The sequence below is a fragment of the Ruegeria sp. BE1 genome, assembly GCF_056538885.1.
The window spans coordinates 425,792-437,927 of sequence record NZ_JBQFTY010000002.1 but is presented as its reverse complement, the minus strand read 5'-3'; the positions used below and the strand labels follow the sequence as shown (position 1 = coordinate 437,927).

Below are 12,136 nucleotides of genomic sequence, written 5' to 3'. Positions count from 1 at the left end.
GGGTTTAATTCGCTGTGTGGTCAGGGACGTCTTCGACCTGTTCGACCGCGTGGGTGGCCCAAAGCTCATCCTCACCCGCGTCCGGCAGATCGCTGGGCTTTTCATGACGGTGAATGTGCCATTTGGCAATGAACAGGGCCGTGATCGGCGCGGTCAGGAACAAAAACAGCGTGATCAGCAGCTCATGCAGCGAAAGTTTGCCCTCCAACAGGACCGAGTGGCAGATCGATGCCAGCAATACCCCTCCGACGCCCAGAGTGGTCGCTTTGGTGGGCGCATGCAGGCGTGACATTGGGTCTTTCAGCTTGATCATCCCAAAAGACCCAACAAAGCCGAAGATGCCCGACACGACCAGAAAGAAAGCGATCAGAAGTTCGAAGATGATCGTCATGTCGCCCTCACTCGATAATGTTTCCGCGCAGCATGAAGCGCGCGTAAGCCACGGTTGAGACAAAACCCAGCATGGCGATGATCATGGCAGACTCAAAGAAGATCTCGGTACCCTGATCCAGACCATAAAGGATCAGCAGGGCAATCGTGTTGATGACCATCGTGTCCAGGGCCAGAACGCGGGTGCCAACGCCCTCGGCGGTGATGATGCGGTAGAGGCACAACATGATGGCAGCCCCGAAACAGGCGAATGCAAACCAGATCGCGTAGGTGATGATCATTCGAAAATCTCCTTTAGTCGGCGTTCATATCGGTTTTTGATTTCATCCCGCACGGCGTCGGTATCGGGCGCATCCAGGCAATGAACCAGCAGGTTGTGCCCTTGGGCCGACAGATCGCAGCTGACTGTACCGGGGGTCATTGTGATCGTGCCTGCTAGCACGGTGATCGCCTCGGGCGTGCGCAGCTCCAGCGGGATGCAGACCCAGTTGGGTTGGCGGTTGGCGTCACGTTTGAACAGGATGATCCTGGCCACGGTGATATTGGCGATGACGATATCCCACAGAACCACCAGCATATATTCCACAACCATCGGCCAATTGCGCAGCTTGGGGCGGTCAGGCCAATAGGGCTGGGTGATGAAGGGGATGATGATCCCCAGCAGCAATCCAAACACCACCGAATTCAGCGACCCGTTATTGGCCAGCAGAACCCAAACGACCGTCAACAGGAAGGTCAGGTGGGGGTGGGGGAAGATCCGGCGCAGAAGTTTCATTACTCTTCTCCTCCCAGAACGGCCGAGATGTAGTCTTCGGGTGTGTAAAGCTGCGCGGCCGTTTTACCAGCGTAAGTCAGGGCCGGGCCCGCGAAGAGGGTCAGCATGGCCAGCCCAAGCACCAGCCCGAACACAGTTGTATAGGTCAAGGCCGGGTTCGGCTCGGGCGCGGGTGGGGTGTCTTCGTCTTCGGGCGCTGTATTGTAGCGGGCATCATAGCTTTTCCAGAAGATCAGGGTCCCGGCGCGGGCCAATCCGACGATGGTCACGAAAGACCCGATCAGGATTACGGCCCAGATGGCATTTGCATCCGGGGCATCGCGCGCGGCATCCAGTACCAGCAGCTTGCCGATAAAGCCGGAAAGCGGCGGCATCCCGGCCAAGGCTATCGCCCCGACAAAGAACAGCGCTGCAATCAACCCGTTCTGAGGCATTGGCGTCTGTGGTTCAATCGCGCCACCGCGCCGCTGCATCACCAGATCGGCCACAAGGAACAACAGCGCCGTCGCAAGGGTCGAGTGATAGATGTAATAAAGCGCGGCTGCCGTGGCAGTTTCGGTAAACAGCGAAATTGCGATCAGCAGCGTGCCCATCGAGGCGATGGCGCAAAACGCCACCATCCGCGCGATATGCTGCGCGCCCAGAATACCGATGGTTCCGACGGCCAGCGTCAGCAGAGCTGCCGGTTGCAGCCAGGCCCCGACCAGCCCCTGCGTGGCTTCAACCTCGGGGCCGAAGCCCAAGGTGTACATCCGCAGGATCGAGTAGGCACCGACCTTGGTCATGATCGCAAACAGTGCTGCCACCGGCAAAGGCGCGTTGGCATAGCTGGCGGGCAGCCAGAAATGCAGGGGCAGAACGGCGGCCTTGATACAGAAAACCAGCAGCAACAGAACCGCGCCGACACGCAGCAGGGCGGTATCCTCGGCCGGTAGCTCTGCAACGCGCACCGCCATATCCGCCATGTTCAGCGTCCCGGTCACCGCATAAAGCGTGCCCAGAGCAAACAGGAACAGGGTCGAGCCCAGCAGGTTATAGGCCACGTATTGAACGCCTGCCTTCAGGCGCACCGCCCCGCCGCCATGGGTCATCAGACCGTAGGAAGCGATCAGCAGAACCTCGAAGAATACAAACAGGTTGAACGCGTCGCCGGTCAGAAAGGCACCGCAAACGCCCATGAGCTGAAAGTGAAACAGCGCGTGAAAATGCTTGCCGCGTTCGTCCCAGCCAGATCCGATTGCGTATAGCACGATGGGCAGGGCCAGCAGGGCGGTCAGCAGAACCATCATGGCCGACAACCGATCCAGCACCAGAACGATGCCAAAGGGCGCGGGCCAGTTCCCCAGTTCATAGACCTGAATATCGCCGCCCGCCGCCTGCGCGGTGATGGTCAGGGCGATACCTAGCAGGCCAATGACACCGGCGACCGAGAAGATGCGCTGCAGGTCCAGATGATAACGCAGGACCATAATGATGAACGGGGCCAGGATCGCGGGCAGGACGATCGGCGCAACAATCCAGTGGTTCATGCGTCTTCTCCCGGCGCGTCCACGCTGTCGTCTGCGCTCATGTCGATATGGTCATCCTTCGAGGACAGATAGGCCGAAAGCGCGATCATTACGATGACCGCAGTCATCCCGAACGAAATTACGATGGCGGTCAGAACCAGCGCCTGCGGCAGTGGGTCGGTGTAAGGCACTTCCTTGTATTTGTTCAGAACAGCCGGCGCATCCAATGCGAGCCGCCCGGTGGCGAACAGGAACACGTTCACCGCATAAGTGATCAGGGACAGACCCAGAATGACCGGAAAGGTGCGGCGACGCAGGATCAGGAATATCCCCGCGGCGGTCATGATGCCTACGGCTGAGGCGACGAGCGCTTCCATCAGGCCTGCTCCTTCTTATCTTCTTCTTTCAGGTCATCCCGCAGCGGGTTGATATCCATCGGGAATTCCTGGGCCATACCAGGCTGCCATGCGAACCGGGACAAGCTGTCCAGCGCCAGCATGACCGCGCCCAGAACCGCCAGGAACACGCCTGTGTCAAACAGGATCGCGGTGGCCCATTCAAACTCTTGCAACGGCGGCCAGTGGATATAGCCGAAATCGCTGGTCAGGAAGGGACGCTCATTGAACCACGCGCCCAGACCTGTTGCCGCGGCGATTAGCACACCCCAGCCAATGGTGCCGTGGTAGTAGAACCTTTGCCGTTCAATCGCCCAAGTATAGCCGCTGGCCATGTATTGCATCAGGAACGCAATCGCCACGATCAGACCGGCGATGAACCCGCCGCCCGGCTGGTTGTGGCCCCGGAAAAAGATATAGGCGCCGACCATCAGCGCGATGGGCATCATCATCCGCGTGACAACCACCATCATCAGCGGATGCGAGTCGCCCGATTGCGGCCAATGCGGTTTGCGGTTCAGCAGATAGGCGCGGACATTGCTGCCCAGAACGGATTCGGTCAGCGCATAGATGATCAGCGCGGCAATACCCAGAACGATGATTTCACCAAAGGTATCAAAGCCTCGGAAATCCACCAGAATGACGTTCACCACGTTGGTGCCGCCGCCACCCTTGTACGAATTTGCCAGATGAAACTCGGAAATGGTCGGGAACGCAAAGTCACGCAGCATCAGCGCATAGACCAGTGCACCAGTGCCCAGCCCTGCCACGACCGAGATCGCTGCATCCCGCCAGCGGCGCGCGGCGCTGCTGTCCCACGGCGTATCCGTAGGCAGGAAGTTCAGCGAGAGCAGCAACAGGATCATCGTCACCACCTCGACCGAGATCTGCGTCAGCGCCAGATCGGGGGCCGAGAGGTAGTTGAACGCCATCGACACAATCAGGCCGACCACGCCGATCAGCACCAGTGATAGTAGTCGGTTGCGGTGGAACCACATGATCGCCAGCGTCGCGCCGACCAGACAAATCCAGCCGATGAACGGAATGATCTGGATCGGCAGCGGCTCACGCGTGACCGGGCCAATCGTGCCTGTTGTGTACGCGTAGTAGCCAAGCCCGACCGTAAAGGCGACAAGGATGATTGCATAGCGGCTGATCACGCCGTTATGCAGCGTGTCGGTGATCAGACGGCTCAGCCCGGTCAGGGCGTGGATCACGGCCTCAAAGATCACCTTGGCCTCAGGGCGGGGCAGCGCGTTCCAGATCGCCTCGCCCTTGCCGTGCAGGCGCAGCAGGGCCAGACCGCCCAGCGTGGCGACAACCGACATGTACAGCGCGGGCGTGAACCCATGCCACAGCTTCAGCGAGTAATAGGGAGGTTTGCCCCCGCCATAGACTGCCTCGGACACCACGGCCACCAGCGGACCCACAATGGCGGCCGAGTTCAGCCCGATCAGGACAACCAACACCACCAGAAACGCCGGAGCCAGCCACAGCCCAACCGGTGGGTCATGCGGATGGTGAGGGTACTCGTCCTGCTGCGGCCCAAGGAACACATGGCCGATAAAGCGGAAAGAATACGCCGCCGAAAACAGCGCCGCCAACAGCGCAAGACCCGGCACAAGATAGTGCGAGTGCAGCCAGGTGGTGTGGACGGTTTCCTCAAGCATCATCTCTTTGGACAGGAACCCGTTCAGCGGCGGCAGACCGGCCATGGACAGGGCTGCGATTGTGCCGATGGTAAAGGTGATCGGCATCAGATGGCGCAACCCGCCCAGCCGTTTGATATCGCGCGTGCCGGTTTCATGGTCGACAATCCCGGCGGTCATGAACAGGGCGGCCTTGAATGTGGCGTGGTTGATGATGTGGAACACCGCCGCCACGGCCGCGAATTTGGTGCCAAAGCCCAGCAGCATCGTCACCAGACCCAGATGCGAAACGGTCGAAAACGCCAGCAGCGCCTTGAGGTCATCCTTGAACAGCGCAATGCAGGCGCCGATCAGCATGGTCACCAGACCTGTGGTTGCCACGATGTAGAACCACGCATCGGTTCCAGCCAGAACCGGCCACATCCGCGCCATCAGGAACAGCCCGGCCTTCACCATCGTGGCCGAGTGCAGATAGGCCGACACCGGCGTGGGCGCGGCCATCGCATGCGGCAGCCAGAAATGGAACGGGAACTGCGCCGATTTGGTGAAACAGCCCAGCAGGATCAGGATCAGCGCGGGCAGGTAATAGGGCGAGGCCTGGATCAGCTCTTTGTTCTGCAGAATGACGCTCAGATCATACGAACCCACGATATTGCCCAGGATCAACATCCCCGCGATCATCGCCAGCCCGCCCGATCCGGTCACGGCCAATGCCATCCGCGCACCCTGACGGCCTTCGGGCAAGTGCTTCCAATAGCCGATCAACAGGAATGAGCTAAGCGATGTAAGCTCCCAGAAAATAAGAAGAAGCAGGATGTTGTCAGACAGAACAATCCCCACCATCGCGCCCTGAAACAGCAGCAGATAGGTATAGAACTGCCCCATCGGGTCCTCACGCGACAGGTAGAACCGCGCATAAAGGATAATCAGCAGGCCAATGCCCAGAATCAGCAGGGCAAACAGGAACCCCAGACCGTCCAGCATGAAGTTCGCATTCAGTCCCAATACCGGTATCCAGTCGAACCGGGCGGTCACAACATCTCCGCGCATGACCGCGGGGATGTGGATCAGCAGTCCCATCAAGGCCAGGAACGTTGTCAACCCGGCTGCCGAGGCTGCTGCATTTCGTCCTGCCCGGATCAGGAGGGCTGGGAAAACAGCTCCGAGGAAGGGAAGGGCCGCGATGAGGAATAGGGACAAGTGCGATACTCCGGTCTGAGCGGTCAGAATTAGACCTAATTTTGTAAAGATAATTTTCTGACTGTCCAGCTATTGCGAATTTTTCACTTTGTTCTAGGGCGGTAGGGGCGCGGCGGTTCAGGTGCGAAATAATGACGCGAACTTGATCCGTGTATCAAAATTCACCACAGCAGCCTTCCCGTGAATATGATAAAACCGCCCTGTCAGTTCAGGAGGGCGCGAAATGGCGAACAAGATGAACCGGACCCGAAGGTGGGTTGTTCTGGGCGGGGGCGCGGTGATCGCCACCGGCTTTGCCATTCGCGAGTATCGTCTGATCCCTCCGGCCTATGCAGGCGGGCAACTCAGCGTGGCTGAGGCGCACCAGCAGGCCCTGTCCGGTGATGTCCTACTGATCGATATCCGCACACCACGGGAATGGCAGGCCACGGGGGTGGGCGAGGGCGCTTACCCTCTGGACATGCGGCGGGACGACTTCGAACAGGTTCTTGCGCAGTTGGCGGATGGGGATCGCAACGCGCCGGTTGCCCTGATTTGCGCGCGTGGCGTCCGGTCTGCGCGTCTGAGCAACCGCTTGACCCAGGCCGGGTTCACCAACGTCATTGACGTGCCCGAAGGCATGCTGGGCTCAGCGGCAGGGCCCGGATGGGTGCGCGCCGGTCTGCCGGTAGAACGCCCGACAGGAGAGACAGAATGATCCGCGCCGTTGCTCTGGCCGCTGGCCTGGCGCTGACGGGGCAGGCTGGCTTTGCCGCCTGCGCCGATCAGGAGAATGTGTGCGAAACCGCCTCGGGCACGTATCACATTGAACTGCCCAAGGCGGAAAACCCCCCGTTGGTGGTGTTTCTGCACGGCTATGGCGGCAACGGTGCAGGCACCATGAGGAACCGCAGCATGGTTGAGCCGCTACTGGCGCGGGGCTATGCGGTGATCGCCCCCGAAGGGCTGGAGCGTGCAAACCGACCTGGTGTCAAAAGCTGGAACTTCTATCCGGGCTTTGGGGAAAGGGACGAAACGGCGTTCTTGACTGAGGTCGTGCAGGATGCAGCAGACCGGTTCGGCGTGGATGCGGATCGTGCGGTGCTGGGAGGTTTTTCAGCCGGCGCCTTTATGGTTTATTATCTGGCCTGCGACGCGCCGGAAACGTTCTCGGCCTATGTGCCTGTTTCGGGCGGGTTTTGGCGACCACATCCCGAAAGCTGCGAAGGGCCTGTGCGCATGTTCCACACCCATGGCTGGACGGATAACGTCGTGCCGCTTGAGGGGCGTCTTTTGGGCGGCGGTCGGTTCCATCAGGGCGACATTTTTGCCGGGCTGGAAATCTGGCGCGTGGCGAATGGCTGCGTTGATACCAAACCCAGCGGATTTTCCACCACGGGGCCGTTCATGCGCCGCTACTGGAGCGGTTGTGCCGAGGGCAGCGCGCTGGAATTCGCCCTGTTTCCCGGCGGGCACAATGTCCCCAAAGGTTGGTCCGATATGATGGTGGACTGGTACGAAGGGCTGCCGGGCGGCTGATCAAACGCTTTGTGCTTGAATTGAACCGAAATACGCTGCCTCTCCCTTTCGGTCGAACGCGCATTTCGGTTGTTCTATATTTAAAAGCGCAAAGCGTTCTATTCCGCAGGGGTCATCACGCCCTTGCCTTCGATCAGACGCTTCAACTCATCACGGTGACGGCGGGCCGAGCGCGTGATCGCCGGTTCGTTGAAATCCTCTTTCATCCCGACCATGCGCCGTGCCGTGCCAGCCGACACGCCGCTGAGCGCAGAGAGCGGGATCGCGAGCGCAAGGCTGATCGCAATCGGGGCCAGCCAGACCGACACGAGGCCAGACAGAATCCCAACGCTCAGCGCGATGCCGCTGATGGTTTCCAGCGTATGACACAGGATCAGCGTGCGCAGCCCATAGGTGCCGCCGTCACGCGCCTGCGGCGACCAGCCCTTTTGGATACCAAGCGCGGTGCGGAACACCGCGATCATCTGCTGTACCATCAGGATCGGTGCGTAGAGGATCGATAGGATCACCTCGGCCAGGAACGATGTGAGAAATTTCAAGCCGCCACCAAACTCGGCATAGCGCATCCCGCTGAGGGGCAGGGCCAGAACGCCCAGCACCTTGGGGGCCAGCAACATGGCGTACATGACCAGAATGATCAGCACATGACGGGTCTCCGACATCTCGGGCCACTGCGGGAAAAGGGGATTGTCGGGGCTGAAATAATACAGGACCGAGGCGTCCTCACCCTGACCGATCAGCGCCCACATCACCAGCAGGGCAAACCACAGCGGCGACATCAGATAGCCGACCGCGCCGTGGAACATGTGAAAACGCGACACGGCGCGGAACCCGGTCGAGCCCAGTAGTTTCAGGTGTTGCAGGTTGCCCTGACACCAGCGCCGATCCCGCAGCGCGTGGTCGATCAGGGTGGGCGGCGTTTCCTCATACGACCCACGAATGCGCGGCAGAAAGCGCACGGCCCAACCGGCGCGGCGCAGCAGACCCGCCTCGACAAAATCGTGGCTCATGATCAGCTTTTCCTGACCATTATACGCCCGCAGTTTCGGCAGACCCGCGCTGCTGGCGAACGCCCTTGTGCGAATGATGGCGTTGTGGCCCCAATAGTTGCCCTCTTGCCCGCACCAGCGGGCCAGACCCTCGGCAAAGGCGATGCCATAAACGCCATTGGCGAATTGCTGCATCCGGGCAAAGACCGACTGTGCGCCGATCAGTTGCGGATAGCTTTGGATCAGACCGGCACCCGGATCACGCGCCAGCGCGTCGGTCAGGCGCGTGATCGCGCGCCCGGTCATCAGGCTGTCGGCATCCAGCACCAGCATCGCATCCCAATCGGCCCCCCAGTGGCTGACCCAATCGGCGATGTTGCCGACCTTGCGGTCAGTGTTCTGTTCGCGACGGCGATAATACAGTTCCAGACCGGGGGCGAGTGTGGTGCGCAGCGCCTCGACACTGGCCTGTTCCTGTGCCGCAATCGCTGGGTCACGCGTATCGGACAGGATGAACATCGCATAGTGATGCTGACCGCTGCGCGCGCGCAAATCCTCCAGCATGGTGCGGGCGTTGCCCAGCACATTCCAAGGCACTTCGTTATAGACCGGGGTCAGCAGCGCCACGCGCAAGGGCTGTGACCGCGTTTCCCGCCTGGGTTTTTCCTGCCGGGACAGGGACACCATCCCCAACAGCACGGTGCAGACCGTGAAGGAAATCCAGAAAAAGTTGAACGAGATCAGCGCGAGCAGGATGCCTTCGATCAGGTTGATGCCCTCGGCCCCGAACCAATCGCTCATGACCCACAACAGCCCCAGCGTCGCCGCCATCGCTGGCGAGAACGCCAGCGCGCGCCAGAACCCGGCCGATGCGCGCTGACCCGTGGGGACATCGGCATCCCGGAAATCCGCGCGGAAATCCTGGGCGGGCATGGCCAGAGGCGCCTCTGGCGGCATGATATGCAGGTCTTTGGTCATGCGGTCCAACGGTACAGCCACACTTCGGAGGCGGGTTTCTTGTCTTTCAGCAACTGCGCGCGCAGCTCGACATGGGTGCGCTCACCCGGCTGGAAGGAAAAGGCCAGCCGCAGCCCGCCCGTGTCGGGGTTGCGCTGCAATACGCCCTCGGATGTTTCGGCATGGGGAGAGTTGACGAAGATGGTCATCGCTTCGGGATCGGAGAACAGCTCACTATCTTCAAAGTCGATCACGGCCAGACGGCCCTCACCAAAGGTGTTTTCGCCCATCGCCGTGTTGATCACGCGTGGCATCGGGGTGCGCTGCGGTTCCTCACCCCAGATCAGGCGATAAGACAGATCGACCTGACTGCCTGCCGCATAGGGTTCTGCGGGGCGCCAGTAGGCGACGATATTGTCATAGATTTCCTGATCGGCCGGAATCTCAACCAAGGTCACGGAGCCCTTACCCCAATCGCCGTTGGGCTCGACCCACAGGCCGGGGCGTTTGTGATAATTCGCCTCAAGATCCGCATAGTCCGAGAACTTCCGTTTCCGCTGCATCAGGCCAAACCCGCGGGGGTTCATGTCCACAAAGGACGAAATCTGCAGATTGAGGGGGTTGGCCAGCGGGCGCCACAGCACCTCTCCGGCGCCATTGCGGATCAGCAGGCCGTCACTGTCATGGACGGCGGGGCGGAAATCGTCGAACCGGCTGTGGTTGGTCTGATCGAACAGGAACATCGAGGTGCCGGGCGCAATGCCGACATGGGGCAGTTCTTCGCGAGGGAACAGCGTCGCCTCGACGTCCATGATGCAATCGGCACCGGCGGTGACGTTGAAACGGTAGGCCCCGGTCACGCTGGGGCTGTCCATCAAGGCATGGACCACCATATCCCGTTGACCGGGTTTGGGACGTTCCAACCAGAACCGGATGAATTCGGGGAATTCCTCACCATCGGGGTCGCCGGTTTTCAGGGCCAGACCGCGGGCGGACAGGCCGTAAACCTCATGCAGACCGATGGCGCGGAAATAGCTGGCACCTTGCCAGACGCAGAACTCATCGGTTTCCCCGGGACGGTGCATTTCGGTGCGCAAACGCAGGCCGGAAAAGCCCAGCGTGTCGTCGATAGGCAATTGCGGGACGTCTTCGGATTTATCGAACATCGACAGATCGAACGTGACCGGTTTGGTCATCCCGTCCTCAACCGTCGACACTTTAACCGTGCGCGGGAAATATAGGCCGGGGGTAAAGAAATCGACGTTGAACGGCGTCTCGGTCTCATACCAAAGCGCGCGGTCCAGACGGAACCGGATCGAGCGGTATTGCTGATACGTCAGGTCCTGCCATTCCTGCGGGACCATCTCACGCTCGGCATAGGGTTTGCTGGCCAATTCGCGGGCCAGCGCGATCACATCGTTGCGGTCAAAGGGGACTTCTCCGCCCACGGCAAAGGTGGCCGGAGCAAAGGCAAGCGCCGAAGTTGAGGCCAGAAATGCGCGACGTGTGAAATTCATTTTTTCGACTTCCAGGGTTGTGACTTGAACCAGGCGGCCATGTAGGCGACGCCGATGATCATGGCAAAGCCAATCATGTTGGCGATGAACACACTGGCAACATCCCGCCCACTCAGGTCCAGTCCGACGCCGATAAGTCGTGCGGCTGCCATGGAAAATACGAACACCGCCAGCGATTGCTGTCCGACTTTGGTGATCACGGTCAGCAGGGCCTGCCAGACCTTGGCCCCCGCGCTGTGGCCGGTTGCGATCAGGCGGTGGCCATGCTCGCCCGCGACGACCCAGCCCAGATAAGCCAGCGACAGGAAGTGGACATAGCGGAACAGGCCAAAATCGGACTTGTCGCGGAATTCCTTGGTTACGGGCCAGACCTTGCGGATTTCATCGGCCAGATCGGGCGCGGCTGCATTGATCCAGTTGAACACTTTCCACGACCCGAACGGCATTGAGAAGATCAGGAACAAAGCCGCTGCCCAGATCAGCGTTTTCGACACCGGCGGGGCAGGTATCCAGCCGCGCATAAAGGCGAAACCGGTGAAGAACAGCAATTGCCAGCCGAACGGGTTGAAGAACCACTGACGCTCCGACCACGGCTCAGCCGGGAGGTCCAGATAGTCGAACTGAGCCACCAGCCAGATCAGCACCGAAGCCATTGCAACCGCCCAGAACCCAACCCGTGACAAGCCCATGAACATTGGCATCATCGCCAGAACCACTAGATACATGGGCAGAATGTCGAAGTAGTTTGGCACATAGGTCAGTGTGAACAGACCCACGATCTGCGGTGCCGGATCATTGAAGAAATGCTGCAGGTTCAGTGAGGAGATATATGTTTTCTCAAAGAAACCTGTCTGATCCAGCGCCGCCATGGACATGGCGACAAAGAAGAACAGCGCGATATGCGCCCAGTAGACCTGCCAGATGCGAAAGGCGACGCGGGCCGTGCCCATCCACCAGCCCTTGCGCGCAAACGCCCCGCCAAAGGCGATGGCCGAGGCCATGCCTGAGCAGAACACGAAAATCTCGGTTGCATCCGAGAAACCGAACCGTGCGGGAATCCACTTGGCCCATGGGTCATTCGGGATATGCGCAATCAGGATGATGAACATCGCGATGCCGCGATAGAAATCCAGACGCGGGTCGCGCACGCGGGCAGGGGCTGCCGCTTGGGCAGCCACAGGCGCAAAATCAGAAGCGGGCGAAGCAGTCGCCATACGTATTCTGTCCTTCTTTGGTCT

11 protein-coding genes are annotated in these 12,136 nt (G+C 60.2%); 2 read left to right on the top strand and 9 right to left on the bottom strand.

Going from position 1 to position 12,136, the window contains the following annotated elements; all coding sequences use genetic code 11:
* Positions 1–4 precede the first annotated feature (4 nt).
* Genes ACR0J5_RS08415 through ACR0J5_RS08390 form a run of 6 tightly spaced genes read right to left on the bottom strand, consistent with a single transcriptional unit; the run spans position 5 to position 5,917 of the window.
* On the bottom strand, positions 5–391 hold the full coding sequence (locus tag ACR0J5_RS08415) for a Na+/H+ antiporter subunit G (protein WP_480652257.1): 387 nt from the start codon (positions 389–391) through the stop codon (positions 5–7).
* A 7-nt stretch (positions 392–398) separates the two neighbouring features.
* Complete coding sequence (locus ACR0J5_RS08410) at positions 399–668, bottom strand: K+/H+ antiporter subunit F (protein ID WP_480652892.1); 270 nt, start codon at positions 666–668, stop codon at positions 399–401.
* Complete coding sequence (locus tag ACR0J5_RS08405; RefSeq protein ID WP_480652255.1) at positions 668–1,165, bottom strand: Na+/H+ antiporter subunit E; 498 nt, start codon at positions 1,163–1,165, stop codon at positions 668–670. Before ACR0J5_RS08405 ends, ACR0J5_RS08410 begins: the two co-directional genes overlap by 1 nt.
* A complete protein-coding gene (locus ACR0J5_RS08400) occupies positions 1,165–2,694 on the bottom strand; it encodes a monovalent cation/H+ antiporter subunit D (protein ID WP_480652253.1) in 1,530 nt (509 codons plus the stop codon). Before ACR0J5_RS08400 ends, ACR0J5_RS08405 begins: the two co-directional genes overlap by 1 nt.
* On the bottom strand, positions 2,691–3,050 hold the full coding sequence (locus tag ACR0J5_RS08395) for a Na+/H+ antiporter subunit C (RefSeq protein ID WP_480652251.1): 360 nt from the start codon (positions 3,048–3,050) through the stop codon (positions 2,691–2,693). Before ACR0J5_RS08395 ends, ACR0J5_RS08400 begins: the two co-directional genes overlap by 4 nt.
* Entirely contained in the window at positions 3,050–5,917 is a 2,868-nt protein-coding gene (locus tag ACR0J5_RS08390; RefSeq protein ID WP_480652249.1) for a monovalent cation/H+ antiporter subunit A, read from the bottom strand. The genes ACR0J5_RS08395 and ACR0J5_RS08390 overlap by 1 nt, the downstream gene beginning before the upstream one ends.
* Before the next feature lie 223 nt (positions 5,918–6,140).
* Here ACR0J5_RS08390 and ACR0J5_RS08385 point away from each other — a divergent pair, with 223 nt between their 5' ends.
* Together ACR0J5_RS08385 and ACR0J5_RS08380 are read left to right on the top strand one after the other, a co-directional pair.
* On the top strand, positions 6,141–6,614 hold the full coding sequence (locus ACR0J5_RS08385) for a rhodanese-like domain-containing protein (protein ID WP_480652247.1): 474 nt from the start codon (positions 6,141–6,143) through the stop codon (positions 6,612–6,614).
* Positions 6,611–7,435 carry a CE1 family esterase gene (locus ACR0J5_RS08380; RefSeq protein WP_480652245.1) on the top strand — a complete coding sequence of 275 codons (825 nt, stop codon included), beginning with the start codon at positions 6,611–6,613 and terminating at the stop codon, positions 7,433–7,435. Before ACR0J5_RS08385 ends, ACR0J5_RS08380 begins: the two co-directional genes overlap by 4 nt.
* A gap of 98 nt (positions 7,436–7,533) precedes the next feature.
* On the opposite strand, the gene mdoH is transcribed toward ACR0J5_RS08380, so the two are convergent.
* The 3 genes from mdoH to ACR0J5_RS08365 are packed head-to-tail and all read right to left on the bottom strand — an operon-like array spanning position 7,534 to position 12,112.
* Complete coding sequence (gene mdoH / locus ACR0J5_RS08375) at positions 7,534–9,402, bottom strand: glucans biosynthesis glucosyltransferase MdoH (protein WP_480652890.1); 1,869 nt, start codon at positions 9,400–9,402, stop codon at positions 7,534–7,536.
* On the bottom strand, positions 9,399–10,898 hold the full coding sequence (locus ACR0J5_RS08370; protein WP_480652243.1) for an OpgD/OpgG family glucan biosynthesis protein: 1,500 nt from the start codon (positions 10,896–10,898) through the stop codon (positions 9,399–9,401). Before ACR0J5_RS08370 ends, mdoH begins: the two co-directional genes overlap by 4 nt.
* Entirely contained in the window at positions 10,895–12,112 is a 1,218-nt protein-coding gene (locus ACR0J5_RS08365; protein ID WP_480652241.1) for an OpgC family protein, read from the bottom strand. The genes ACR0J5_RS08370 and ACR0J5_RS08365 overlap by 4 nt, the downstream gene beginning before the upstream one ends.
* Between the last annotated feature and the right edge of the window lie 24 nt (positions 12,113–12,136).